Below are 23,884 nucleotides of genomic sequence, written 5' to 3'. Positions count from 1 at the left end.
TCAGCATCCTCTCCGCAACGCGGGTGTGTCGACCGGGTGGTCCCACAGCCGCAGCAATTCGTCGTCAGCGCGTAGCAGGGTGACCGAGCAGCCCGCCATGTCCAGGCTCGTGATGTACGGCCCGACGAGTGAGCGCGCGATCTGCACGCCCGCCTTCTCCAGGATGGCCGCCACTTCGGCGTACATCACGTACAGCTCGATCAGGGGCGTGGCGCCCATGCTGTTGAGGAACAACACCACGGGGTCTGCGCCGGTGAAGTCGAGGTCGGACAAGATCGGCTCGACGAGGAGTTCGGCGACGGCCCGGGCGGGCTGCAGCGGCACGCGCTGCCTACCGGGCTCGCCGTGGATGCCGATGCCGAGCTCGATCTCGGTGTCGGACAGCTCGAACGTAGGGTGGCCCACCGCGGGAACCGTGCCCGACGTCAAGGCGACTCCCATGCTGCGTGCTGCGGCGTTGACCCGGCGCGCCACCTCGGCGACCTCGGTCAGCGGCCTGCCCTCGTCGGCCGCGGCCCCGGCGATCTTCTCGACCAGCACGGTGGCGCCGACGCCGCGCCGCCCGGCGGTGAAGGTGCTGTCCTGCACCGCGACGTCGTCGTCGACGACGACCGACTCGACCGTGATGCCCTCGCCGGCAGCCAGTTCGGCGGCCATCTCGAAGTTCATGACGTCACCGGTGTAGTTCTTCACGATGTGCAGCACGCCCGCGCCACTGTTGACCTTGATGGTCGCCTCGAGCATCTGGTCGGGCACCGGTGATGTGAAAACCTCACCGGCGCAGGCGGCGTCGAGCATGCCGCGGCCGACGAAGCCGGCGTGCAGGGGCTCGTGCCCGGACCCGCCGCCGGAGATGAGGCCGACCTTGCCCGCGACCGGGGCATCAGCGCGGTAGACGATGCGGTTGGCGTGGTCGACGCGCAGTTCCGGATGGGCCATGGCCATGCCGCGAAGCGATTCGGCGACGACGTCGGCGGGATCGTTGATCAGTTTCTTCACAATTCGGCTCCTCAGACTGCGGTCGGTGCTGCGTGGACGGAGAGATTCGCGGTGTCGGCGCGGGTGCGCGAGATTGCGACGTAGGCGAGTGCGGCGAGCGCGCCTGCGAGGAATTCCGCGGCGAGATAGATCGGCAACTGGTGCCAGGCCACCGAGCCGCCGGCGATCTGCTGGATGAGCATCGGGCCGAAGGTCCGGGCGGGGTTGATCGACGCGCCCGTCGTCGGCGCCAGCGGAATGATCGCGGCGAACACGACGAGGCCGATCGCCACACCGGCGAAACCTGCCGACGCCTTGCGGTGTATCACGCCGAACACGGTGAACACGAGTATGAACGTACCTACGAACTCCGCGAAAAACGCCTGTACGGCACTGATGTCGCCGCTGTAGGTGGCGATGCCCAGGCCGGCGTCACGCGCGCGGGTGCCCAGTACGCCGAGGATGGCTGCGGCTCCGACGGTCGCACCGACGAGTTGTGCGGCCACGTAAGCCGGAACCCGGGACCATGGGAACCGGCCGGTCACGGCCAAACCGACGGTGACGGCCGGATTGATGTGGTTGCCCGAGATGTGCCCGAGCGCGTAGACGGTCGCGACGACGACCGTGGCGAAGGCGAATGAGATGACGCCGAGGTCGGCCATCGTGAACGGCGCATGACCGTTGATGATGATCGTCGCGGGTACCGAGCCCACGCCGATGAACACCAGGAACGCGGTGCCGAAGGCCTCCGCGGCGAGTTTTTGAGTGATTGACGGCTCGTCCATGTCGTGCGCTCCAGAGAGTTGGGATATGACACATCACTTGCCGACTGAGAATCGGCTATCTCGTATCACATTCGACATTATCGAATGTGATCTGGAACATACGCTTATGCTGCTGTGAGCACAAGAGCGTCTTCGGCACGAGGAGGTCGTCGTGATTCAGGCGGTGGATCGCGCCCTTCGCATCCTCACGGTGCTGCAAGGCGGTCGGCGGATGAGCCTGGGGGAGATCGCCTCGGCGATCGAGCTCGCCCCGTCGACGGTGCACGGCCTGGTGCGGACGTTGTTGGCGCACGGCATGGTGCAGCAGGAGGTGGATTCCGGCCGCTACCGGCTGGGCCCCGCGACATTGCGGATGGGCAACGTCTATCTGGACACGCTCGAACTACGGTCGCGCGTCGCGGTGTGGACCGAAGGGTTGGCCCGCCGGACCGGATGTGCGGTGCGCACCGGGGTGTTGTTGTTCGACGAGGTCGTGGTGGTGGCGCACGAACCGCGTCCCGACGGCACCCGGCAGATGCCCGAGGTGGGCATCGTGATCCCGGCGCATGCCAGCGCACTGGGCAAGGCACTGCTGGCCTACGCGGCCGACTACCCGTCGGGGGAGCTGCGCGGTATGACGGGCGAGACGGTCACCGACGCCGCTGAGCTCGCCGGCCAACTCGTCCAGATCCGCGGCACCGGCATCGCGACGGAGGCCGAGGAGGCGGTGCTCGGGGAATGTTCGGTTGCGGCAACCATTTTCGACGCGTCCGGAGAGGCCGCGGGGGCGATCGGACTGGTGGTCCCCGCAGCGCGTTGGCCGTTGGACCCCGAGGCCGTCGACGCGCTGCGGGATACCGCACGCACCGTATCGCGTGAACTCGGGGCGCCGGTCTGGCCGCCCCGCCGCGGCGGATAGCGATCAGGTCAGCCGACGGTTGCGCCAGCGTCCGAAGCCGGTCGGCAGTTTGATGGCCGACATCACCGCACTCATCGGTGACGCGACCGACTTCACCAACGTCTTGCGGGTACCGATGACCGGCGGTTGGTCACCGTGCCACCAGATCGGTTGCAGCAGTGCCGATGTCAACGGGATCGCGGCGTCGACACTGTTGCGGCCCCACTCGCACGCCCGGTCGATGGTGGCGACCGACGGTGCCAGGTTGACCGGCGACAGGGTCGGCCCGAAACGGATGAGGTGATCGGCATACGGCGCGTTACGCACCATCTGCAACTGCACGGCCTGCGTGATCGGCACGAGCCACAGATGCCTGGGGTCCCACTGCGGATGGAAGCAGTCGAACGCCAGGTAGCAGGCGTTGCGGGTGCCCAATCGCCCGTCCCGCACGCGTTTCCACGCCAATTCGATCGGCACGTTGCTGGCCGCGCCTCCGTCGACGAGCGCGGCGACATCGTGGCTCTGACACAGCTCGTCCAGAATCGGTTCCATGCGTGGATCGTTCGTCTCGTGATGCAGCACGCCCGGAATCGCCGAGGAGAACGACGCGGCGTCGACGACGTTGAATTCGCGGGTCAGATCGTCCCCGCCGACGACGATGGGCTTCACCACCCGCGAATCGATGAACGAGGCGACCTGCCACATGCGGGCCGCGACCAGCGGACCGACACCCACCGGAAGCACGGGTAGCAGGCGCAACCCGGCCAGCTCCGGGCGCCGGAATCGCGACGGCAATGCGGCGAACGACCGCTTGCGCACCCCGGCCACCACGGCGTCGAACGGAATCGCCATGTCCGACATGCGCATCCGGTCTCCGTCCGCGCGGCTGAACATGGTGTGCGCGAACGCGTCGAAGCGGAGTGAGAACACGCCGGTCAGTCCGTGCCTGCGGCGTAACCGCTCTGAGCCGAGGATCGCGCGGTAGGACACGGTCTTGGCCCACTCGACGTAGTCGTCGATCGGCACCGGCAGGGTGCGCCCGACCACGGCGCCGATGATCGCTCCGAAGGATGACCCAAGCATGTAGTCGGGCACATGGCCCTCGTGCAGCAGCCGCTGCATGCCGCCGATATAGACGAATCCCGCACCTCCGCCACCGCCCAGGACCGTCACCAACTTCTTGTATCCGACTTCGGAATCCAGTTCGGCGGAAGAGAAGTCGTTGCGGTGTCGCTCGATGAGCAGGTCGCGCTGCTCCGTCTGGTCGTCGGTGAGGCGGTCCAGTGCCTCCCGGGCCGTGGTCAGTGCGATGACGGCGTCGCGTTCTTCGCGGAGCGGCCCGTGTAGCGCGTCGATCACTCGTGATCGCCATGGGCCCACCTGCGCGCCGACCGCGACATCGCCCCGTCCGCGCGTTCCGTGCGGGCCCGCGGCACCCGGTTCGAAGTCGCCCAGCCGGGCGAAGTTCAGGACATAGCGCAGCTTGCGCATCTCGGTGCCGGTCAGCACGTCGGCATGGGCGAGTCCGAGCCGGACGAGCCGATTCTCCATCTTCTGCAGCAGCAGGGTGGGTTCGGCGGTCGGTGGCGCCGAGACTTCCTCGAATGCGGTTTCGTCGACGTCGTCGACCGGCTCCACCTCGGGGATCTCCAGCGGGGCCGAACGCCGGACCAACCGGTTCAGAACCGCATCGGTGAACTCCATGTCACTGCCCTGGTTTGGTGATCGCCAGCACCTCGGCGTCGGGCAGCGAGGTCAGTGCTTCGGCTGCCGCATACCACGCACGTTCGGCGCGGCTTCCAACCTTCACCGGGAGCCCTCGCTACCCGCCCTGGAGCCCACGAATTCGAGCAGGCGGGGGTCGGTCGAGGTGAACCGCTCGACCTCCTCGCCGCCATCGCACCGCAGCAGCGCGATGGTGATGCTGTCGGGAGTCCGGGCGATCACCTGCCAGTGCGCGCCGGAATCCTCCCAGCGCACCAGATCGGCAACGCGATCGACATCCATGCTCCTACCATCGCATGTGATGGCGGCGATACATCGGATCCGGTTGGCGCGGGTGTATGACCAACCGGCGCCCGACGAGGGGACGCGGGTCTTGGTGGACCGGCTGTGGCCGCGGGGACTCCGCAAGACGGACCCGAGGGTCGGGCATTGGATGCCTGACGTGGCGCCGTCGACCGAGCTGCGGCACTGGTACAACCACCAAGCCGAGCGCTTCGACGAATTCGCCACGCGCTACACCGTGGAGTTGGAGGCCTCGCCGGCAGCAGAGGCGCTCGAAAAACTGCGCGCCATCGTGCGCAAGGGTCCGGTCACGCTGGTGACGGCGACCCGCGAGGTGGATTTGAGTCACCTGGTGGTGCTGAAGAAACTGCTCTCACCCGCGCAAGGTAGGTAAACCTACCCTCAGTTGCTGCGGTAGGCTCGGCGATCAAATGACCGAGATCGATGATGCGCCCATCCTCAAGCGCGAACTGACCGACATATCCGACGCGGTACGGGCCGTGGCCGCACCGCCCACCCCGATCGTGGCCGATCCGTATGCGATCCGGCCGGCCGATCCGGACGCGGACGCCGAGATGGTCTCCGAGTGGATGAACCGGCCACACCTGGTCGAGGCCTGGGAATACGACTGGCCGCCCGAGCGCTGGCGGTGTCACCTGCAGGCCCAGGCCGACGGTGAATACTCCCGGCCCTTCATCGGCAGCCTCAACGGCGAACCCGTCGGCTATATCGAGCTGTATCGCGCCGCGAAGGATTCGATCGCGCCGCGATACGCCGCCGAACCCCACGACATCGGCATCCACGCGGCGATCGCGGACCTGCGGTACGTCAACCGTGGTCTCGCCGCGTTCCTGTTGCCGCGCATCGTCGCCAGCGTCTTCGAGCTCGAGCCGAACTGCCGGCGCATCATGTTCGACCCGGATCACCGCAACGCCGGTGCCCGCAGGCTGTGCGAGTGGGCGGGATGCACGTTCCTCGGTGAACACGACATGTCCAACCGGCGCATGGCGCTCTACACGTTGTCGCGCCCCTGATCTGCCGAGGGCCCCGACGTCAGGCCTGACCGAACTCGGCGTAGCCGTCGTAATCCGGCTTCATCGCGGCGGCCACCAGCTCCCACAACACCTCGTCGGTGCCGCCGCCGACGCGGGCCAGCTTCATGTCACGCCACCACGCGCCCAGTGGCGTCTCGTCGACGAGATATCCTGAGCCGCCGAAGATGTGCATGCACTCCGAGAGCACTTCTTCTCCCAGCCGCGCAGCGCTCACCTTGATCGCGGCGGCGGCGCGCATGTCGAGCTTGCCCTGCGCGGCGATGCCCATCAGGCTGTAGCGCAGCATGTCGACGCGGGCCTGCAGGTCGGCGATGCGCATCCGCAGTGCCTGATGCTCGTAGAGGGTGCGGCCGAACTGCCGCCGTTTCATCATGCGCGCCAACGTGATTCCGATGACGCGCTGGGCGCCGGCCGCCACCTGCCCGGCGATGGACATGCGTTCGTGGGCCAGGCCCCAGGAAATCGCCGCCAGACCGGTTCCCGCCCGCGCGACCAGGGCGTCCGCGGGCACCCAGGTGTCGATGTGGACCGCCGCGGTGTCCAGCGGGCCCGCGCCGACCTTGCGGTACGGCGCCTGCACCTCGACCTGGCTGGTGGGTACGGCGATCACGACGACATTGCCGTGCCGGCTGGTCGGGTCATGATCGACGCTGCGGGCCACCACCAGGATGTGATCGGCGACGGGGGACAGCGATACGAACTTCTTGATGCCCTTGACCTCGAAACCGTCTCGGGCCGTGCGTACTTCGGTTTCGACGATCTGCAAGTCGGAGCCGCCGGATTCCTCGGAGGCTCCGATGCACAGCACCGCTTCGCCGCGGACCGCCTGCTCGCAGATGGTGCGGAGATATTCCGACTTGCCAAAGCGCCGCAGCAGGGCGATCGCCGAATCATGCAGGCTGACGCCTACTCCGATGCCCGCAGAGCCGGTGCGGCCCAGCGCGAAAGCCAGCTCGAACAGCTTGGCCATGTCGGGGTGTTGACCGTCGCCCCATTTTTCGGTGAACACGCCCGAACGCCCGAGGTGTTCGATGAGCTGACGCGGAAAGCGTTCGGTCGCTTCGGCTTCGGCTGTCCAGGCCGCCACGGACGAGTCGAAGGCCTTGGCGAGCAACTCACGGTATTCCTCGACGGTGGTGGTCGTCGCCGGTTGGGTCGCTGTCATGCTTTCACCATCTCCAGGTTGCGTTTGACCTCAAGCCGGCGCAGCTTGCCCGACGAGGTTCTGGGTAATGAGCCCGGGGCGACGAACACCACGTCGGCCGGTACGACGCCGCATTCCGAGGCCACCCGCTGTACCACTTCGCTGCGGGCATCGGATTCGTCGCCGCCACGGAATTCGGCCGCGATCACCAGGCCGGGCCGCGGGGCCCCTTCGTTGGCGCCGACGGCGACCACGGCACCTTCGCGAACTCCCTTGACCTGTGCGACGATCCGTTCGACTTCGGTCGGAAAGATGTTGCGGCCGGCCACGGTGATCAATTCCTTGGCGCGGCCGCACACCACCAACTGTCCGTCGACGAGGTAGCCGAGATCCCCGGTGGGGAACCAGTCGTCGCGGTGGCGGGGCTCCTGACCCAGGTATCCCGACATCATCGACGTACCGCGGACCTCGATCTCGCCGACCTCGCGGTCACAGACACCCGCGTCGTCCTTCGTGGGCCGCAGGCGCACCTGCATGCCAGGGATCGGCGCGCCCAGGACGGCCAGCCGCTGGGTGGTGGTACCGGTGTCGGTCTTCACCGTGATCTCGTCGACCGCGACACCGACGCCGGGTGTGGGAATCGATACCGCACATGACGATTCGGCCAGGCCGTAGGACGGGCACAGGGCTCCGGGGTCGAAGCCGAAGCGGACCATCTCCGTGCCGAACCGCTGGGTGCCGTCGCAGTCGACGGGCTCGCCGCCGTTGAGCGCGAATCGTAGGGGAGACAGGTCGAGGCCCTGCAGTCGGCTCGCGTACTTGCCAAGCATTCCGTAGGCCATGTTCGGCGCCGCGGTCAAGGTGGCCTTGCTCTCCGAGAGCCAGTTCAGCCAACTGAAGGGGGATGCGGCGAAGGCGGTCGTCGGTGCCTGCCATGCCTGCAGTCCGTTGATCGCGGTGGTCAACAGGAACGCCAGGCCCATGTCGTGGTACAGCGGCAGCCAGGAGCAACCGACATCGTTGCCGGACACGCTGATTCGCTCGCTGATACCGCGCAGGTTGGCCAGTGCGGCCGCCGACGGGATCTGCGCGGTGCGCGGGGTGCCCGTCGATCCGGCGGTGCCCTGCAGGATCGCGACGTCGGTGGGCCCGGACGCAGGACCGCGCCATGTGGCCGAACGCCGAGCGTGGGCAACAGTGGCATCGTCATGCAGGGTGAGTTCGGCGGGGGCCGTTCGCAGTTGCTCCAGATAACCGCCGTGGCTGAACACCGTGCCCACACCGATTCCGGTGAACCGGTCCATTGTGGACTGCGCCCAGCGCTCGGGGTCCGCGCCACGGATCGGTCCGGGCAGGATCGAGACTGCTGCGCCGGCCAGGATCGCCCCCACGATCGCGGCGACGAATTCGACGGTCGGTTCACCGACCAATCCGACCGCGCGCGAACCGTCTTCGCCGATGCGTTCGGCGACATTCTCGGCGCGCGCATGGACCTGGCCCCACGGATGACGAGCCCAGGTGCGGGTCTCGGTGTCGAAAACGACGAGATCGGCATTGGTCGTGGTCAGTGACTGCGACAGCGCCGCGGCGAGGGTGCTCACTGGTTGCTCTGCCCCGCAGGCAGTTTCGCCAGAATCGCGGCCTCCAGCTCTCCGACGGTGTCGCAGCTGAGTAGATCCTGTTCGGAGAGCGCGACACCGAGTTTGTCCTCGATTGCCACCATCCCGACTGCGAACGCCACGGAGTCGAGGCCGGCGTCGTCGATCAACCGGGACTCGCGCGTCACGCGCCGGATGTCGACATTCATGTCGTCGCGCAGGATTTCGATGAGGGCAGCGTTGACGGCGTCAGGCGTAGTCGGTTGCATGGAGTGCGACGGTACACCCGCAGATAAGGTAAGGCTAGGCTTATCTCCTGTGCCTGGTGCCTTTGTGTCTAGTAGTGGTGGCGAGCCAGATCTGTGCTGCCGTACCGCACGCCCCCGTCGACCACCACAGCCGCCGGGACCATCTCGGCACTGATCAGACCGTGTCCGTTGGTCAGCTCGTCCACCGTATCGAAGGCCGCGGCGATGCGATCAGATGTGTCGATCACGATTGTGGTCACCGGCACCTGACGGCCGATCTGGAAGAGCTTGTCTCCGTGCGGTTCCCGGGTGCCGCTGTATCCCCACACGCCACGCAGGACCGTGGCGCCTCGGCTGGTGCCGGACTGCAGCAGCTGACGCACGATGGCCCGGTGGATCGGGACACCGTCGTGCAGCGTGGCCTCGGACGTGTGGATCATGAGCTTCTGCCACAGCGGCCTGCCCTCGGCGTCGGTCGCGGGCAGGGACGGCGGGCGGGTCAGCAGTTCGCCGCCGCTCTTGCACAGTTGTGCCCGCTCGACGGTGAGCAGCGGCTCGTCCAGCAGGTCGTCGAGCTCGCCGAGTGCCGCCGCCACCTGTTGCCGCGTGCCGATCGCCATGATCATGATCGGAACATCGGAATTGCCGCTGAAGAAGCGCGCACGACGACGCTGCCCGTGCGCGGTCCCGTCGACCCCGAGAAGCACTGTCGCCCCGGCGAACCCGTGCCTGTGCAACGCGGCGCACACGGCACGATAGGCAGGCATCCCGCCCACCCGGTGGCGCCGGCCGACATAGACCGTCAGCTTGGCTGTCTCCGGGATGGTCGGAGCCGGGCTGCCGCGCCTGACCAGTTGCGCGCGTTCGAGCGTGATGAGCCCACGGGTGGTCAGCGTGACCGTGTCCTCGGCGAGCGCAGCGATCTTGTCGGCGGCATCCACCGCCGCAACCGCCACCGGCGGATCCTCCGACATGCTCAGCGTCTGATCACTGCGCAAATGGTGGTGCGGACCGAAACTGGCGATCCCGCGCAGCATCACGCTGGTGGCGACGTCGTTGCTGCCGTACAGGTCGAACAGGGCGTCGGCGGCGAAGCGGTGACCATGGCGCATCCGCTCGGCGAAGTAGGCGGTGAGCTTCAGGTAGTCCGTCTCATGTCGGTCACTCACAGCCGAGCCCCCAACCACAGCCCCAATCCCGCCATCATCAGGCCGAGAACGACACTGACCACGATGTTGGCCGCCGCCGGCCACAGGCGGCGTTCTTCGCTCAGCCGCTGCGTTTCCAGCATCCAGGTGGAGAACGTGGTGTACGCCCCGACGTACGCCGTGCCGGCCAGCAGTGCGACGTGCGGGCTCAGTGCCAGGCCGCCGAAGAAGCCCAACAGCAATGCGCCACTGAGATTCACCACCAGCGTGCCGAACGGGAAGCCTCGGGTATGCCGCGCCGAGACCGCCCGGTCGACCAGAAAGCGCGACACTGCGCCGAGGCCGCCGAGCAGCACCACCCCGGTCCACACCAGTACCGTGCTCATGCGCGATCCGCCTGCGGCTCCTCGCGGGCCGTCACACGCTGACCCGCCGGACCAAGGCGGTGGCGAGCCCGACCGCGAGCAATCCCAGAGCCAGGCTGGCCGCCGTGTAGCCCGCAGCCAGGCCCCACTGCCCGGCCTCCAGCATTCGAACGGTTTCCACCTGCATGGTCGAGAACGTGGTCAATCCGCCGCAGACACCCGTGCCCAGCAACGGACGGCGGTAACTGGACACCGGCAGGCGTTCCAGCAATCGGGTCGTGAAGTACCCCAACATGAACGCGCCGATGATGTTGACGACGAAGGTCGGCCACGGCCAGTGGCCGGGTGCCGGTGCCGCCGCGATCGCCAGGACGGCGCGGGCGACCGTGCCCAGCGCGCCTCCGACGAACACTGCGGCCAGTTCGCGAGGGTCGTGGCCGAACATGAAGTAAAAGTATGGCGGCAACTCGGCGACCGGCAGACACCGACGCGCTTCTGGTAGCAGAATCGTCAACCATGGCTGCCAACCCGCGTGCCGGACAACCGGCGCAACCCGAGGATCTCATCGACGTCGCACAGGTGGTGACGGCGTATTACACCTTGCAACCCGATCCCGAGGATGTGGCGCAGCAGGTGGTGTTCGGCACGTCCGGACACCGCGGGTCCAGTCTGGATGCGGCGTTCAACGAAGGCCATATCCTGGCCACCACCCAGGCCATCGTGGAGTACCGGGCCGCGCAGGGCACCACGGGGCCGCTGTTCATCGGCCGCGACACCCACGCGCTCTCGGAGCCGGCATGGGCTTCGGCACTGGAAGTGCTGGCCGCCAATGACGTTGTGGCCATGATCGATTCGGCGGATCGGTACACCCCGACGCCCGCGGTCAGCCACGCCATTCTTACGTTCAACCGCGGCCGCGATGCGGATCTGGCCGACGGCATCGTCGTCACCCCGTCGCACAACCCGCCCCGCGACGGCGGATTCAAGTACAACCCGCCCAACGGCGGGCCCGCCGACACGGACGCCACGAGTGTGATTGCCAAGCGCGCCAACGAGATCCTGCGCGATGGCCTCAAGGCGGTCAAGCGCATCCCGCTGACCCGGGCGTTGCAGACCGCGCAACGCCACGACTATCTCGACGCCTATGTCGCGGACCTGCCCAACGTGGTGGACCTGCACGCGATCCGCGCCGAGGGCATCCGCATCGGCGCCGACCCCCTGGGCGGGGCCAGTGTCGACTACTGGGGCGCGATCGCCGAGCGGCACAACCTCAACTTGACCGTGGTCAACCCGCTCGTCGACGCCACCTGGCGGTTCATGACTCTCGACACCGACGGCAAGATCCGCATGGACTGCAGCTCGCCGAATGCGATGGCGTCCCTGATCGCCAACCGTGACAAGTATCAGATCGCCACTGGCAATGACGCCGACTCCGATCGGCACGGCGTCGTCACGCCCGACGGCGGCCTGCTCAACCCCAACCACTATCTCGCGGTGGCCATCGACTACCTCTACACCCACCGGCCCAACTGGCCCGGCTCGACCGCTGTCGGCAAGACGGCGGTGAGCAGCTCGATCATCGACCGGGTGGTGGCCGGGCTCGAACGCAAGCTCGTGGAGGTGCCGGTCGGCTTCAAGTGGTTCGTCGACGGCCTGATCACCGGGGCCATCGGGTTCGGTGGCGAGGAAAGCGCCGGGGCGTCGTTCCTGCGCACCGACGGGTCGACATGGACCACCGACAAGGACGGCATCATCCTGGCGCTGCTGGCCTCGGAGATCCTTGCGGTGACGGGCAAGACGCCGTCGCAGCGCTACGCGGAACTGGCCGAACAGTATGGGGCGCCGACCTATGCGCGGATCGATGCGCCCGCCAACCGCGAGCAGAAGGCGCGATTGGCCAAGCTGTCGCCCGAGCAGGTCACCGCGACGGAGTTGGCGGGTGAGCAGATCACCGCGAAGCTGACCGCGGCGCCGGGCAACGGCGCCCCGCTGGGAGGGCTGAAGGTGACGACCGACAACGCGTGGTTTGCCGCGCGGCCGTCGGGAACCGAGGACGTCTACAAGATCTACGCCGAGTCATTCAAGGGCCCCGACCACCTTGCCGAGGTCCAGCAGGCCGCCAAGGACTTGGTCAATACAGTTATCGGGTGAGTTCTGTCGCGGAGACCGACTGTCAAGCCAAACCGAAGCTGCCCGGTGAAGTCTGGGTTCTGATCGCTGCGAACGCCGTGATCGCGCTCGGTTACGGCGTCGTCGCGCCGGTACTGCCTGCTTATGCCCGCCACTTCGGCGTCAGTATCAGCGCCGCGACCTTCGTGATCACCGCGTTCACGCTCATGCGCCTGACCTTCGCACCCGCCAGCGGCCTGCTGATCCAGCGGTTGGGGGAGCGGCGGGTCTACGTCACCGGGCTGCTCATCGTGGCGTTGTCCACCGGCGCCTGCGCGTTCGCCCAGACCTACTGGCAGCTGCTGCTGTTCCGGTCGCTCGGTGGCATCGGCTCGACGATGTTCTTCGTCTCGGCGCTGGGCCTGATGATCCGGATCAGCCCGCCGGATGCCCGCGGCCGGGTCGCCGGCATGTTCTCCTCGGCGTTCCTGGTCGGCTCCGTCGGCGGCCCCGTGCTCGGAAGCCTCACCGCCGGCCTCGGGCTCAGCGTCCCGTTCCTGATCTACGGTGGCGCGCTGTTGGTGGCAGCCGCCGTGGTGTTCATCAGCCTGCGCCACTCGTCGCTCGCGGCGCCCGCGCTCGACGACGGTCCCAAGATGGGCGTGCGGACCGCACTGCGTAACCGGGCGTACCGCGCGGCGCTGCTGTCCAATTTCGCCACCGGATGGTCGGCGTTCGGGTTGCGTGTCGCCCTGGTGCCGTTGTTCATCACCGAGGTGTTCCACCGCGGGGCCGGCGTCGCAGGTCTGGCGCTGGCGACATTCGCGGTCGGCAACGTCTCGGCCGTCATTCCCAGCGGGCATCTGTCCGACCGGGTGGGTCGGCGGCTCCTGCTCATCGTCGGACTGAGCGCGGCGGGACTTTCGACCGTGTTGGTCGGATTCACCGACGGGCTGACGCTGTTTCTCGTCAGCGCGTTCGTCGCGGGATTCTCCACCGGCATCTTCTCGGCCCCGCAGCAGGCTGCGGTGGCCGACATCATCGGCAGCAAGGCACGTGGCGGCACCGCAGTCGCGACGTTCCAGATGATGTCCGATGTCGGCTCGATCGGTGGCTCCCTGCTGGTGGGCATGATCGCTCAGCATTTCTCGTTCTCGTGGGCATTCGTGGCCAGCGGCGCGATCCTGCTTCTCGCGGCGACGGGCTGGGTTTTCGCCCCGGAAACCCGCCATATTCCGTCCACCGAGCACACTCCGGCCCGTGCGTTGGGTCCAGAGTCCGGCGGCGAGGTGCCTTGACCAGCGATTTTGAATGGCGGGTAGCCGTGGTGTAACTTCGTGGAGCACGACAAACGGGGCTATGGCGCAGTTGGTAGCGCACCACACTGGCAGTGTGGGGGTCAGGGGTTCGAATCCCCTTAGCTCCACGTTTGAGAAACCCGCTCTGACCTCGGTCAGGGCGGGTTTTCTGGTTACGCCGCGGTGCCGGCAAGGTCGTTCCGGTGCCGAGGGGGCCGGCCCCATCACCGACATTCACATGAGGGACAAATTCCGCGGCGCTTTTGTCCCTGGTGTGAATCTCGGTGAGGTCAACGCCTGACAGCTCACGCCAGCGGCGCGAGGCCCACTGACGGGAACAGGTCGTGGGTGGGCAGCGTGTCCATGACGGCGTCGATGAGCTCGTCGTAGTCGGGCTGCATCTCCCGCTGCGGTGCGCCGGCGTTGTACGTGACGGCCCAGCTGATGCCGTCGTCGCGGATGGCCATCAGGGCGTCGGTATTGCTCAAGCCGCCGTTGTGCGTCCACTCGACGCGTCCGTCGGTGGCGTTTCCGGCGAACATGATGTCGGCCGGCGTGTACGTGTTGAGCAGCCGGTGCTTGGAGGTTTTCGAAAAGCTCGCAAGCACTTTCACCAAGTCGCACGACGGAAATGCCATCCCGCCGATCGCGTCGCCGACCTCTTCCAGATTCACGTTGCCGTAGCCGGACCGCACCAGAGGCTGGTCGGCACTCATCAGGCTGGCGGGCAGATCCATGTTCCAGTCGTGGCTGAGAACCTCTTGCGGCCGTCGACGCGCGAGCGTCGAACCCGACGGTGTCGGCAGCGTCAGTCCCAACGGTGTCAGGACGCGGGACTTCAACGCGTCGAACCACATACCGCCCGTGAGCTTCTGGACGAGGGCACCGAGGAAGAGATAGTTCGTGTTGCGATAGTCACCTTTCGGCGGATCGAACGGCTGACACATCATGAAGGCGGCGAAGTCCAGCTTGCTGCGCGCCGGCAGCGACTTTCCGAACGCGGCGACGACCTCGGGGTCGAAACTCGCGAAGTTTCTGGCGACGGCCGTCTGATGCTTGATGAGTTCGAGGACCGTGATGTCTTCGAACCCCTTCGTCTTCGTCATTCCCGGCGGCGGGTCCAACGCCAGCAGGTGGTCGATCTTGCTGTCGTCGCCGAACTGCGGTCGGGTGGTTGGGTCCTCCATGAGTTGCCGGATCAGGATCGCCGTGAGGACCTTGCTCTCACTGCCGATCCGGAAGCTCGTCTGCGGTTGCGCGATGGGATAGCCCTGCGCGCTCCACGTGAACGCGCGCGCGTAGATCAGTCGATGGTCTTGCGCCACCGCCAGGTTGGCTGCCCGGATGCCGGTCCGCTTGAGGTAACCGGCCATCGCCTCGTCGAGGACAGTGAGCTCGGGCACCGGAGTGCCGGTGATGACGAGCCGACGCGGCAGCGGGTCGATCCGCTTCTTGAAGATCACCGAGAACCGGTGGTCGTCCGTCCCGCCCATGTCGATGTGCCGCGGCAGGTAGCCGAGTTTGCGGTGGGTTTCGACCTTGGCGTCCATCTCGGCCGGGGTGAGGCCACTGAACGACGCGCCGGGGCCGATGTCGTCGTCGCGGTACAGCGAGGCCCACTGATCGTCGGACACTGCGGTGAGTTCGACGCGCCCGCCGTGGGCGAGCTGGATCGGCAATTTGGCCATGTCGTCGTCAGGCGCGGTCGGGTGCGTTTCGTAGACCGACCACGGGATGGTGTCGGGATCTCGGCGGTAAACGCCTGCCGCCCAGGACGCACCGCTGTTCTCGAAGAGCGTCAGACTGGTCAACACCGCCTGGTTGCGCTGGGCGATCTTGTTCATCGCCAGTAGCGATCCCGGGTCGGTTGAGGCGCCGTCGGTCATTCTCGGAAACCACATCAGCGGCGGCTCGCCGGGGCGAGTGGTTGCCGCCCAGACCCGGTCGGCGCCATCCCCCGACGCGGATATCAGTTCGATCGAATGGCCTTGAGCGGCTTCGGTTTCCAGGAATTTCGCCAACCCGGCCTCATCGACACCGTGGATCTCGTGCTGATCGGTGTCGCTGCTCTTGAGCCAGACGGCCGCGTACACGACGCTGCTGGACGAGAGCCGTTGCACTGCCAACGACACCATGCGGTGGTCGTTGTGCAGAGCGGCGATCTTGTTCTTGTGGAAAGCGGCGTCCCGGTTCCAATAGGCCCCCCATGTCACCGATGCCTGGTCGACGGCACCGTTGGTGGGGGTCCACTTGATGTCTCCGTGCTGGAAGTGGCTGATGCGCCCATCCGTCCCGGCCGGCCCCTCGTCGGTGCGGGGATAGCCGAGCCAGCTCTCCTCCCAACCCAACGAGGCCCACTTGGCGTGGATGGCGCCGTGCACCTCGTGGGCGCCGGTCGTGGGGTGCCAGTAGATCGACCCGTGGTCGTAATGACGGAACCGCCCGGTTCGGTCCGGACAGAAGGTCTCCGGCCCTTTCGGTGCGCCAAGGTCGAAACCCGCCGCTTTCAGTGCCGCGTATTTGTCGTCGATCGCCGTCATGGCACGATCACCGCCCCGGTTGCCTTGGTCCAACGGATGAGTCCGTGCTCGAACTTGCTGAAGCGGCTACCGTCCGCGGCCGGTGTCTCGTCGGTGAGCACACCGCCGAGTGATGCGCCCTGTGTTGACTGCCACGCTGCCAAGATCGGGCCGTGTACCGCGAAGGCCCGCCAGTCGTGCCCGGGCCAATCGATGACGCCGTGCTCGAACGTGCTCCGCCGCGTCGGTGGGGTCGACGCGTGCTCGTCGGAGATCGGGTACCCGACCGCCGATCGGACGCCGCCGATCCTGATCCATTTGTTGTAGATGGCCCCTTGAACGGCGAACGCGCCCAGATCTTTTCGCCAGACGATGGCAGCCCCGTCGAAGTAGGAGATGCGCCCCGCCCCGTCGCGGGTCATCAACTCGTCAGACGTGGGAAACCATGGATCTGTCGGACTTTCGACTGTGCGAAGGTGATCGAGGATGGCGCCGTGTACCTCGAACGCTTCTTGCGGGTCCGGCGCGGCGAGGTCCAGGCGGATCTCTCCGAAGGCGTACTTGCGCCGGCGGCCGCGGCCGAAGTCTTCTCCCGGGCTTTTCGGCGGTCCGAGGAAACCGTGGTCGCCGCCGAGCATCGCATATTTGTCGTCGATTAACCCCACAGGCGGGCACCTTAGTGCAGTAGTCTTGGCCTCACCAGATGCTTCTACTGTGAATCGCTGGCGCGCTTGGTAATTCGCCTGTCTGTTGGTGCTGCGTCGGGCACGAGGGGGTAAGCCTGGGCTGACGTTGTCGACGGAGGCGCCGCGTGGGTCCAGATGCCGTGATCTGGCGACGTGGCGCCGAATTCTTCTTCAGGGTCGCTGATCAAGCGTTGTCCCGCAGGTGTTTTCACCGGGGATCGCGTCACGATGCTCGATCGCTTCTGCGCTGACTCTTGGCGCAGCCCTTGCGTCGATGAGTTCTGTTGCGCTGCAGTACCTCGCGATACGTTGAGTCTTCATAACCTATCGATAACCTATACATAGGTTGGCTCGATATCGTCGAAGGTGGGACGAAACGGAAAGTCACCGTTGCTTTCCGTGCCCAGCAATGACTTTGGTCCGAGTCGGGGAGGCCGGAGCCATAGCTTCGATTCACGTTTCACAGGGGTGCTCATGAAGAGTCTGAAGAGAGTTGCAGTTGGTGCGGCCATCGCCGGGGCGCTCGGCGTGTCCGCGCTCGGCCTTGGTGCTGCGACGGCCAACGCGGCACCGCTGACGCCCGGCGTGCAGTGGTCGCAAGGCCCGTGGCATCACGGCGGTTGGGGCGGCGGTCCCGGCTGGGGAGATGGACCGGGCTGGGGCCCGCCACCGCCTCCGCCCTATGTGGGCTACGGCGGCTGGGCTCCGCCGTGCGTGTCCGGGCCGCTCGGCTTCGTGCAGGTCTGCGCCTAGCGGTGAGAACGGGACCCGCTCCGACCATCGGTCGGGGCGGGGTCCCGCGTCGTTCGCCGAACACCAACTGCCACCCCGCCAGGCCTGACGGGGTGGCAGCCGCATCCGGTGTCCTACAGCCGAATGAATGCGCTCGCCTGGGCGTCCCACACGCCCCAGGCGCCGATGTCAGGATCCCAGACCACCGGGAGGCCGGTGGCCCAGTCCGGAACCGGCGGAGCCGGAGGCGTGCCCATGGGCGGCACGGCCGGGACCGTGACCCACGGCGGTGCCGAGGCGAACGGAATGCGGTCCTGAGGCATTGGTCCACCGTGCCCAGGAGGCGGCAGATAACCCTGCCCCGGCGGCAGCGGATTGCCAGGTACTCCGGCATTTACGCCAGGACCGGGAATCCCCGGAGCCGGAACGGGTGGTGTCGGTGGCATCGGGACGTGCGGATCGGCGTGGGCCAGACCCGCGCCGATGCCCAAGCCAGCCATGCCGAGCATGCTTGTGGTGACTGCACGCGCTGCGATCTTCTTCAAGGCCATGCGTTGAACTCCTTGCGTGTGCTTCTCGATGACGGGAGCGCCAAGCAGTGCGGCACACAGCGGCGATCCCTGACCCCCCACGCACGCCGCATACCCGAGAACACGGGGGAGCCAAACACACGCCAGGTGAGAGCGGCGGCAGGCAAAAATCGGTGGGGACGCCCCGGCCTGGTCATTACGCTCGCTGCATGGATGGGCCGTACATCAACCCGCACAACACGCCGTGGCACCGTGACATCGCCGAACGCAACACGGTCCTGCGAACGCAGGTCGGCTCGGGGCTGCATGGTGTGACGGTCGACGGCACGGACGACCGTGACGAGATGGGTATCTGCATCGAACCGCCGGACTGTGTGATCGGGCTCGCACGCTTCGAGCAGTACCAGTACCGAACTCAGCCAGAGGGCGCGCGTTCGGGTGCGGGTGATCTCGACCTGACCATCTACAGTCTGCGCAAGTGGGCTCGGCTGGCCGCCGGCGGCAACCCAACCGTCCTGTTGCTGTTGTTCGTGCCGCCTCAGGAAATCGTCGAGATCGCTTGGCCGGGAAGGGAACTGCAGGCCAATCCGGAGCTGTTCCTGTCGCGCGACGCCGGCAGGCGGTTCATCGGCTATCTCGATGCCCAACGTGATCGGATGCTGGGCCTGCGCTCGCAGCGCACCAATCGTCCGGAGCTGGTCGACGTGTACGGGTACGACACGAAGTTCGCCTATCACGCGATACGGCTCGGCTTGCAGGGCGTCGAATTGCTCAGCACCGGTCGGATCACACTGCCGATGCCGGAGCCGTCGCGAACATGGCTGCGCGACCTACGGATCGGCAAGGTCGACAAGCCGACCGTCATCGACACCATTGCGGATCTGCGCGCACAACTCGTCGCGCTCACCGATACGGCCGATTTTCCGGAGGGGCCGGATTACACCAAGCTGAACGATTGGCTGGTCGCTGTCTACACGCGTTGGTGGACAACCGATGCCGCACACCCCACCGCTACGACAGTTCGTTGACCATCGTGATGCCAAGTGGGCCGCGGCCTTGGCCCGCGACTCTTCGGCCACGTTGCGCTCCGGCTGGCGCGGTGCCCGAGACCCGCTCGAGAAACTCGCGCGAGTATTCGTCATACGACAGCACGAGAGTCTCCGCGGGCGTATCGATGTCCACGTAGTGGTGCCCGGGTTTGTTGGTTTCGCCGTGGGCAGCCAGGTATTCGGTGATGGTGACGGCAAGAGCGCGGTCCAGCAGCCACAGGACGTGTTGAGTGCCCAGTCGGATGTCGGCCGCACCGGTTTGCAGGCGGAATTCGTGGATGACACCGTCGTGCCGTAGCTCTGACGAACCGCGTCGCACCGCTTCGGACAGTGCGCTGTGAACGATCGGAACACCGCCGGCGTCCATCGCCAACAACACGACGTCCTCGCCCTTGAACTCGGCGGCGTACAGCACCCGAATGAAGCTCACGATTCTCCATCGACCGTGGGTGATCCCGGTCGACGATAGCCGAAGCTCAGTGGTGGAAGAGCAGGGCACCGTCGACGCCGCCGAAGGGCTGCTGCAACTGAGCGGCTTCTTGGGCGGCGTCGCCCGGGGTGGCGGTGATCTGGGTGTTGCCCGGGTTCTGGTTGATCGACGCCGTATCCGGCAGGGTGCTTGCGGACGCGATCGGCGCGGCGACGATGGCGATGGCGGTCACACCCATGGCGACCAGCGGAACGATACGAGCATTGATGGCGTGCATGGTCTTCTCTCAATCTCTGCTGTTGTTCTGATGCCGAACTCGGCACCTACCAGAGTCGTCCCGCGGGGCTTCGGTGTCGTCAGCGCTGGCACCCAACCCTGTCTTCCAGCTAGCCGGAAGAGCCGCAGATTGGGTCAGATCGGCGACGGCACCGCGGCAGACCACTGAAAAGCATTGCACAGCAGAGCGTTTCCCCTACGCTGAGCGATGAAGCCGGCAGGGGCGCATGCCCGTAGAATGGTTGGGTCGCCCGAGCGGTGCGGCGGCGATCACGTCAGAGATACGGAGCGACCGGTGTGCGCCCTTCCCCTTCGACCTTATAGCGCACAGGGGGGCTTGCGGCAAGGCCGGGGGTATGGCGCAAAATCGCTGGCCTGAACCAGAACTCGGCGGGAATGCGGCACCCGTGTGCCGCGAGATGTGAGAGCGAAAAGCGAGAGTATGTCAGAGTACGAAGACGAACTGCGGTCCGAGCGCGAATATGTAGCCGGGCTGTACGCCCGCCTCGACAGCGAGCGGGCTGAGGCCAACCGTCGCTACAAGGCGGCGTTGAGCAGCCCCGTCGACCCTCAGAACGGCAGCACGCTGGTCGAACGCGACGCCGAGGTGCGCGCGATGGCCCGGGAGATGCAGCGGTTGGATGTCGCTGACTACGGTCTGTGCTTCGGGCGGCTGGAGACTCTGGACGACGAGCACTTGTACATCGGCCGCCTGGGCCTGCTCGACAGCGAGAACGACTACGAACCGTTGCTGCTCGACTGGCGGGCGCCGCTGGCCCGAGCGTTCTATGTCGCGACCGCGGCCAGCCCGGAGGGGATGCGGCGACGTCGTCAGTTCCACACCCGTGGCCGGCGGGTGATCGACTTCACGGATGAGACCCTGGGCCGCCCGACCGGCGCGGAACTCGGTGAGGAACTCGACGGGCCGGGCGATGCTGCGCTATTGGCCGCGGTCAATGCGCCGCGCGGTGAGGGCATGCGCGACATCGTCGCGACGATCCAGGCCGAGCAGGACGAGATCATCCGGTTCGAGCACCCCGGCGTGCTCGTCATCGAGGGCGGCCCGGGCACCGGCAAGACGGTGGTCGCCCTTCACCGGGTCGCCTACCTGCTGTACACGCAACGCAAGCAGATGGAACGCCACGGTGTACTCGTGGTGGGCCCGAGCCCGGAATTCCTCAATCACATCGGGCGGGTGCTGCCGTCGCTGGGCGAGTCGCAGGCGGTCTTCATGACCACCGGTGATTTCGTGCCCGGCCTCAGCGTGACTGCCGAGGACACCGAGGACGCCGCGCGGTTCAAGGGATCGCTGAAGATGCTCGACGTCTTGGCGGCTGCCGTGGCGGATCGTCAGGAGCTCCCGGAGGAGCCGATTCCCATCGACCTCTCGGACGTCACAGTTCGGATCGACGCCGCGACGGCGGAGTGGGCCAGGGAAGAGGCGCGCAAGACCGGCCTGCCGCACAACGAGGCCCGTGCCGAGTTCATCGACGTCGTCACCTACGTGATCACCGAACGTGCCGTTGCCCGTATAGGGAAGGGCTGGTTGACGCGCGATGACAAGCACGCGTGGGCGCAGATGCGTGCCGACGTGGTGAACGAACTCGAGGATCACGAGCAGTTCACCGCCGCACTGAATCAGCTGTGGCCCATCCTGACCCCCGAAGATGTTCTGCGGCAGCTGTACACGTCACGCGAGCGGTTGAGCGCGGCAGGAGCCGACGACGCGTTGTACCGTGCCGACGGCGAGGCCTGGACGGTGTCCGACGTGCCGTTGCTCGACGAGCTGGTCGATCTGCTGGGCCGCGACAAGGCAGCCGACGAGGCGGCCGAGCGGCTGCGCAAGGAAGAGGCGGCGTACGCGGCCGGAGTGCTCGATCTGATGGTCGACCGCGAGGACCTGATGGACGACGAGGATCACCTGCTGGCCGCGGACCTCCTCGATGCCGAGCAGCTGGCGGAGCGGTTCCAGGAGCAGGATGGCCGTGAACTCGCCGAACGTGCTGCCGCGGACAGGGATTGGACCTACGGGCATGTGGTGGTCGACGAGGCGCAGGAGCTGTCGGAGATGGACTGGCGGGTGCTGATGCGGCGTTGCCCGCGGCGGTCGTTCACGATCGTGGGTGATCTCGCGCAGCGCCGCTCGGCGGCAGGGGCGACATCGTGGGGGTCGATGCTGGAACCGTATGTGCCGTCAGAAGCCAAGGGTCCGAACCGGGCCGGCCGGTGGGTGTACCGGCCGCTGACGGTGAACTACCGCACGCCCGCGGAGATCATGGAGGTCGCGGCCGCGCTGCTGGCCGAGTTCGCTCCAGGCGTCCAACCGCCGGAGTCGGTGCGCGCGTGCGGGGTCAAGCCGTGGGCCCGCAAGGTCACCGACGATGAGTTGACCGCTGCCATCGAGGAATTCGTGCGGGAGGAAGCCGGCCGCGAGGGCACCAGTGTGGTCATCGGGCCGGCGGGGATGCCTGGCACCGTGCCGCCTGCGGCCACCAAGGGTCTGGAGTTCGATGCGGTGCTCGTGGTGGAGCCGCAGCAGATCCTGGCCGACGGGCCGCGGGGTGCGGCTGAACTCTACGTCGCCCTCACTCGCGCCACCCAGAGACTGGGTGTCCTGCACCGAGATCCGTTGCCGACGGCGCTGGCCGGGCTCGACGAACGCTAGCCGGTGACCGCGGTCGGATGCTGCGCGCCGGACGGATCGGGGACATCGAGGCCCAAGTGGTCGCGCAATGTCGTGCCCTCGTAATCGGCGCGAAACACCCCGCGTTCTTGCAGCAGCGGCACCACCCGGTCGACGAACGGATCGAGACCGCCCGGCGTGACGTGCGGTACGAGGATGAAACCGTCACTGGCATCGGCCTGGACCAGATGATTGATGGATTCGGCGATGGTGGCGGCCGATCCGATGAAGTTCTGCCTGCCGGTCACCTCGATGATGAGTTCGCGGCTGCTCAGTCCTTCGGCCTCGGCCTTGGCTCGCCATTCGTTGGCGGTGGCAATGGGGTCGCGGTGCATCCGGACGCTGGCGCGGCCGCGGGCGATGGTGTTCTCGCCGACGATGGGGTCGACAGTGGGGAGCGGACCGTCAGGGTCGTGGTCGGAAAGGTCGCGGTTCCACAGTTGTTCGAGGAATTTGATCGCCGTCTGCGGTGACACCTGGGCCAGCCGGACTTCATGAGCGAGGTCGGCGGCTTCGGCGTCGCTGTCACCGAGCACGAACGTCGCGGCGGGCAGGATCAGCAGTTGGTCATGGCGGCGGCCGTATTTGGCGAGGCGGCCCTTGACATCGGCGAAGAACTTCTGACCCTCTTCCAGAGTCCCGTGGCGGGAGAAGATGGCATCGGCCGCCGCGGCGGCGAACTCGCGGCCGTGATCGGAGTCGCCGGCCTGGAAGATCACGGGCCTGCCCTGTGGGCTGCGTGGAACGTTGAAGCGGCCACTGATGTCGAAATGAGCGTCTCGGTAAGAGAATTCACCGGCACGCGCATCGGACACAAACACCCCGTTCGCCTTGTCGGCGACGATCTCGTCACCGCGCCATGAGTCGAACAGTGTGTGCGCGGCCTCCAGAAAGCTCTCGGCCCGTTCGTAGCGCTGATCTTCTGGCAGGAAGCCGCCGCGGCGGAAGTTCTCTCCGGTAAAGGCGTCCCACGATGTCACCACATTCCAGGCCGCGCGCCCGCCTGAAAGCTGGTCCAACGAGGCGAATTGCCGTGCCACCTCGTACGGTTCGTTGAACGTCGAGTTGATCGTGCCCGTCAGGCCCAGCCGGTCGGTGACGGCGGCCAGTGCCGCGAGCACCGTGAACGTGTCGGGCCGGCCGACGACGTCGAGGTCATAGATCTGCCCGCCTTGCTCGCGCAGGCGCAGTCCCTCGGCGAGAAACAGGAAGTCGAACTTGCCCCGCTCGGCGGTCTGGGCGAAGTGCACGAACGAATCGAAGTCGATGTGGCTGCCCGACGAGGGATCACTCCACACCGTGGTGTTGTTGACACCCGGGAAGTGTGCGGCGAGGTGAATCTGTTTGATGGGCTTGCTCATACGGAG

24 protein-coding genes and 1 tRNA gene are annotated in these 23,884 nt (G+C 66.7%); 9 read left to right on the top strand and 16 right to left on the bottom strand.

What is annotated here, in order from left to right; genetic code table 11:
* Both dhaK and RMCB_RS12390 read right to left on the bottom strand, forming a co-directional pair.
* Entirely contained in the window at nt 1–999 is a 999-nt protein-coding gene (dhaK, locus tag RMCB_RS12395) for a dihydroxyacetone kinase subunit DhaK (protein WP_062829011.1), read from the bottom strand.
* Between the two features lie 11 nt (nt 1,000–1,010).
* Nucleotides 1,011–1,763, bottom strand: coding sequence for an MIP/aquaporin family protein (locus tag RMCB_RS12390; protein WP_062829010.1), 753 nt, complete (start codon nt 1,761–1,763; stop codon nt 1,011–1,013).
* A 151-nt stretch (nt 1,764–1,914) separates the two neighbouring features.
* On the opposite strand from RMCB_RS12390, the gene RMCB_RS12385 reads away from it, so the two are divergent.
* A complete protein-coding gene (locus tag RMCB_RS12385; RefSeq protein WP_062829009.1) occupies nt 1,915–2,661 on the top strand; it encodes an IclR family transcriptional regulator in 747 nt (248 codons plus the stop codon).
* Nucleotides 2,662–2,664: 3 nt separating this feature from the next.
* Here the strand turns inward: RMCB_RS12385 and RMCB_RS12380 are convergent, their stop codons facing one another.
* Together RMCB_RS12380 and RMCB_RS12375 are read right to left on the bottom strand one after the other, a co-directional pair.
* A complete protein-coding gene (locus tag RMCB_RS12380; protein WP_062829008.1) occupies nt 2,665–4,344 on the bottom strand; it encodes a patatin-like phospholipase family protein in 1,680 nt (559 codons plus the stop codon).
* 102 nt (nt 4,345–4,446) lie between these two features.
* Nucleotides 4,447–4,647, bottom strand: a complete 201-nt coding sequence (locus tag RMCB_RS12375) for a hypothetical protein (RefSeq protein ID WP_062829007.1) — start codon at nt 4,645–4,647, stop codon at nt 4,447–4,449.
* 19 nt (nt 4,648–4,666) lie between these two features.
* Here RMCB_RS12375 and RMCB_RS12370 point away from each other — a divergent pair, with 19 nt between their 5' ends.
* Together RMCB_RS12370 and RMCB_RS12365 are read left to right on the top strand one after the other, a co-directional pair.
* Nucleotides 4,667–5,041 (top strand): DUF488 domain-containing protein, encoded by a 375-nt coding sequence (locus RMCB_RS12370; RefSeq protein WP_062829006.1) that lies wholly within the window; start codon nt 4,667–4,669, stop codon nt 5,039–5,041.
* A gap of 37 nt (nt 5,042–5,078) precedes the next feature.
* The gene (locus RMCB_RS12365) at nt 5,079–5,681 is read left to right on the top strand and encodes a GNAT family N-acetyltransferase (RefSeq protein WP_062829005.1); all 603 of its coding nucleotides are present in this window, start codon (nt 5,079–5,081) and stop codon (nt 5,679–5,681) included.
* A 19-nt stretch (nt 5,682–5,700) separates the two neighbouring features.
* Here the strand turns inward: RMCB_RS12365 and mbtN are convergent, their stop codons facing one another.
* The 6 genes from mbtN to crcB (RMCB_RS12335) form a co-directional block, all read right to left on the bottom strand.
* Complete coding sequence (gene mbtN, locus RMCB_RS12360) at nt 5,701–6,867, bottom strand: mycobactin biosynthesis acyl-ACP dehydrogenase MbtN (RefSeq protein WP_062829004.1); 1,167 nt, start codon at nt 6,865–6,867, stop codon at nt 5,701–5,703.
* A complete protein-coding gene (mbtM, locus tag RMCB_RS12355; RefSeq protein WP_062829003.1) occupies nt 6,864–8,447 on the bottom strand; it encodes a long-chain-fatty acid--ACP ligase MbtM in 1,584 nt (527 codons plus the stop codon). The genes mbtN and mbtM overlap by 4 nt, the downstream gene beginning before the upstream one ends.
* Nucleotides 8,444–8,713 (bottom strand): mycobactin biosynthesis acyl carrier protein MbtL, encoded by a 270-nt coding sequence (locus RMCB_RS12350; protein WP_062829002.1) that lies wholly within the window; start codon nt 8,711–8,713, stop codon nt 8,444–8,446. The genes mbtM and RMCB_RS12350 overlap by 4 nt, the downstream gene beginning before the upstream one ends.
* 68 nt (nt 8,714–8,781) lie before the next feature.
* The gene (locus RMCB_RS12345) at nt 8,782–9,861 is read right to left on the bottom strand and encodes a DUF190 domain-containing protein (protein ID WP_072278459.1); all 1,080 of its coding nucleotides are present in this window, start codon (nt 9,859–9,861) and stop codon (nt 8,782–8,784) included.
* Nucleotides 9,858–10,226 (bottom strand): fluoride efflux transporter CrcB, encoded by a 369-nt coding sequence (gene crcB / locus RMCB_RS12340; RefSeq protein WP_029367572.1) that lies wholly within the window; start codon nt 10,224–10,226, stop codon nt 9,858–9,860. Before crcB (RMCB_RS12340) ends, RMCB_RS12345 begins: the two co-directional genes overlap by 4 nt.
* A gap of 31 nt (nt 10,227–10,257) precedes the next feature.
* Nucleotides 10,258–10,650: a fluoride efflux transporter CrcB gene (gene crcB, locus RMCB_RS12335; RefSeq protein WP_062829001.1), complete on the bottom strand. Its 393-nt coding sequence runs from the start codon at nt 10,648–10,650 to the stop codon at nt 10,258–10,260.
* 71 nt (nt 10,651–10,721) lie between these two features.
* Here crcB (RMCB_RS12335) and pgm point away from each other — a divergent pair, with 71 nt between their 5' ends.
* The 3 genes from pgm (at nt 10,722) to RMCB_RS12320 (ending at nt 13,740) form a co-directional block, all read left to right on the top strand.
* On the top strand, nt 10,722–12,356 hold the full coding sequence (gene pgm / locus RMCB_RS12330; protein WP_029367569.1) for a phosphoglucomutase (alpha-D-glucose-1,6-bisphosphate-dependent): 1,635 nt from the start codon (nt 10,722–10,724) through the stop codon (nt 12,354–12,356).
* Nucleotides 12,353–13,612, top strand: coding sequence for an MFS transporter (locus RMCB_RS12325; RefSeq protein WP_062829000.1), 1,260 nt, complete (start codon nt 12,353–12,355; stop codon nt 13,610–13,612). Before pgm ends, RMCB_RS12325 begins: the two co-directional genes overlap by 4 nt.
* A 55-nt stretch (nt 13,613–13,667) precedes the next feature.
* Nucleotides 13,668–13,740, top strand: a tRNA-Ala gene (locus RMCB_RS12320).
* A 177-nt stretch (nt 13,741–13,917) separates the two neighbouring features.
* Here the strand turns inward: RMCB_RS12320 and RMCB_RS12315 are convergent.
* Both RMCB_RS12315 and RMCB_RS36045 read right to left on the bottom strand, forming a co-directional pair.
* Nucleotides 13,918–16,152 carry a serine hydrolase gene (locus RMCB_RS12315; protein WP_062828999.1) on the bottom strand — a complete coding sequence of 745 codons (2,235 nt, stop codon included), beginning with the start codon at nt 16,150–16,152 and terminating at the stop codon, nt 13,918–13,920.
* Nucleotides 16,149–16,796 carry an LGFP repeat-containing protein gene (locus tag RMCB_RS36045; RefSeq protein WP_165606283.1) on the bottom strand — a complete coding sequence of 216 codons (648 nt, stop codon included), beginning with the start codon at nt 16,794–16,796 and terminating at the stop codon, nt 16,149–16,151. Before RMCB_RS36045 ends, RMCB_RS12315 begins: the two co-directional genes overlap by 4 nt.
* Nucleotides 16,797–17,291: 495 nt before the next feature.
* Here RMCB_RS36045 and RMCB_RS35825 point away from each other — a divergent pair, with 495 nt between their 5' ends.
* On the top strand, nt 17,292–17,570 hold the full coding sequence (locus RMCB_RS35825; protein WP_131805516.1) for a hypothetical protein: 279 nt from the start codon (nt 17,292–17,294) through the stop codon (nt 17,568–17,570).
* 113 nt (nt 17,571–17,683) lie between these two features.
* On the opposite strand, the gene RMCB_RS12300 is transcribed toward RMCB_RS35825, so the two are convergent.
* Nucleotides 17,684–18,100 (bottom strand): hypothetical protein, encoded by a 417-nt coding sequence (locus RMCB_RS12300; RefSeq protein WP_062828997.1) that lies wholly within the window; start codon nt 18,098–18,100, stop codon nt 17,684–17,686.
* A gap of 188 nt (nt 18,101–18,288) precedes the next feature.
* On the opposite strand from RMCB_RS12300, the gene RMCB_RS12295 reads away from it, so the two are divergent.
* Nucleotides 18,289–19,107, top strand: a complete 819-nt coding sequence (locus tag RMCB_RS12295; RefSeq protein ID WP_062828996.1) for a DNA polymerase beta superfamily protein — start codon at nt 18,289–18,291, stop codon at nt 19,105–19,107.
* Here the strand turns inward: RMCB_RS12295 and RMCB_RS12290 are convergent.
* Nucleotides 19,091–19,558: a hypothetical protein gene (locus RMCB_RS12290; protein WP_062828995.1), complete on the bottom strand. Its 468-nt coding sequence runs from the start codon at nt 19,556–19,558 to the stop codon at nt 19,091–19,093. The genes RMCB_RS12295 and RMCB_RS12290 overlap by 17 nt on opposite strands.
* Nucleotides 19,559–19,604: 46 nt before the next feature.
* The gene (locus tag RMCB_RS12285; protein WP_062828994.1) at nt 19,605–19,835 is read right to left on the bottom strand and encodes a hypothetical protein; all 231 of its coding nucleotides are present in this window, start codon (nt 19,833–19,835) and stop codon (nt 19,605–19,607) included.
* A gap of 441 nt (nt 19,836–20,276) precedes the next feature.
* Here RMCB_RS12285 and helR point away from each other — a divergent pair, with 441 nt between their 5' ends.
* Nucleotides 20,277–22,499, top strand: a complete 2,223-nt coding sequence (helR, locus tag RMCB_RS12280; protein WP_062828993.1) for an RNA polymerase recycling motor ATPase HelR — start codon at nt 20,277–20,279, stop codon at nt 22,497–22,499.
* On the opposite strand, the gene RMCB_RS12275 is transcribed toward helR, so the two are convergent.
* On the bottom strand, nt 22,496–23,878 hold the full coding sequence (locus tag RMCB_RS12275) for an NtaA/DmoA family FMN-dependent monooxygenase (RefSeq protein ID WP_062828992.1): 1,383 nt from the start codon (nt 23,876–23,878) through the stop codon (nt 22,496–22,498). The genes helR and RMCB_RS12275 overlap by 4 nt on opposite strands.
* Nucleotides 23,879–23,884: the final 6 nt, after the last annotated feature.

Origin of the sequence: Mycolicibacterium brisbanense (assembly GCF_001570425.1) — a bacterium.
GTDB classification, from domain to species: domain Bacteria; phylum Actinomycetota; class Actinomycetes; order Mycobacteriales; family Mycobacteriaceae; genus Mycobacterium; species Mycobacterium brisbanense.
The sequence above is the reverse complement of the archived record's forward strand: the minus strand, read 5'-3'. Positions and strand labels throughout refer to the sequence as shown.

Excerpts from the sequence above, each read along its gene's own strand:
- RMCB_RS12295 (WP_062828996.1), top strand. The coding sequence starts at position 18,289 with ATGGATGGGCCGTACATCAACCCGCACAACACGCCGTGGCACCGTGAC.
- crcB (WP_029367572.1), bottom strand. The coding sequence starts at position 10,226 with ATGAGCACGGTACTGGTGTGGACCGGGGTGGTGCTGCTCGGCGGCCTC.
- crcB (WP_062829001.1), bottom strand. The coding sequence starts at position 10,650 with ATGTTCGGCCACGACCCTCGCGAACTGGCCGCAGTGTTCGTCGGAGGC.
- helR (WP_062828993.1), top strand. The coding sequence starts at position 20,277 with ATGTCAGAGTACGAAGACGAACTGCGGTCCGAGCGCGAATATGTAGCC.
- RMCB_RS12365 (WP_062829005.1), top strand. The coding sequence starts at position 5,079 with ATGACCGAGATCGATGATGCGCCCATCCTCAAGCGCGAACTGACCGAC.
- RMCB_RS12315 (WP_062828999.1), bottom strand. The coding sequence starts at position 16,152 with ATGACGGCGATCGACGACAAATACGCGGCACTGAAAGCGGCGGGTTTC.
- RMCB_RS12375 (WP_062829007.1), bottom strand. The coding sequence starts at position 4,647 with ATGGATGTCGATCGCGTTGCCGATCTGGTGCGCTGGGAGGATTCCGGC.
- RMCB_RS12275 (WP_062828992.1), bottom strand. The coding sequence starts at position 23,878 with ATGAGCAAGCCCATCAAACAGATTCACCTCGCCGCACACTTCCCGGGT.
- RMCB_RS12300 (WP_062828997.1), bottom strand. The coding sequence starts at position 18,100 with ATGGCCTTGAAGAAGATCGCAGCGCGTGCAGTCACCACAAGCATGCTC.
- RMCB_RS12390 (WP_062829010.1), bottom strand. The coding sequence starts at position 1,763 with ATGGACGAGCCGTCAATCACTCAAAAACTCGCCGCGGAGGCCTTCGGC.
- mbtN (WP_062829004.1), bottom strand. The coding sequence starts at position 6,867 with ATGACAGCGACCCAACCGGCGACGACCACCACCGTCGAGGAATACCGT.
- RMCB_RS12370 (WP_062829006.1), top strand. The coding sequence starts at position 4,667 with ATGGCGGCGATACATCGGATCCGGTTGGCGCGGGTGTATGACCAACCG.
- pgm (WP_029367569.1), top strand. The coding sequence starts at position 10,722 with ATGGCTGCCAACCCGCGTGCCGGACAACCGGCGCAACCCGAGGATCTC.
- RMCB_RS12350 (WP_062829002.1), bottom strand. The coding sequence starts at position 8,713 with ATGCAACCGACTACGCCTGACGCCGTCAACGCTGCCCTCATCGAAATC.
- RMCB_RS35825 (WP_131805516.1), top strand. The coding sequence starts at position 17,292 with ATGAAGAGTCTGAAGAGAGTTGCAGTTGGTGCGGCCATCGCCGGGGCG.
- RMCB_RS12380 (WP_062829008.1), bottom strand. The coding sequence starts at position 4,344 with ATGGAGTTCACCGATGCGGTTCTGAACCGGTTGGTCCGGCGTTCGGCC.
- RMCB_RS12285 (WP_062828994.1), bottom strand. The coding sequence starts at position 19,835 with ATGCACGCCATCAATGCTCGTATCGTTCCGCTGGTCGCCATGGGTGTG.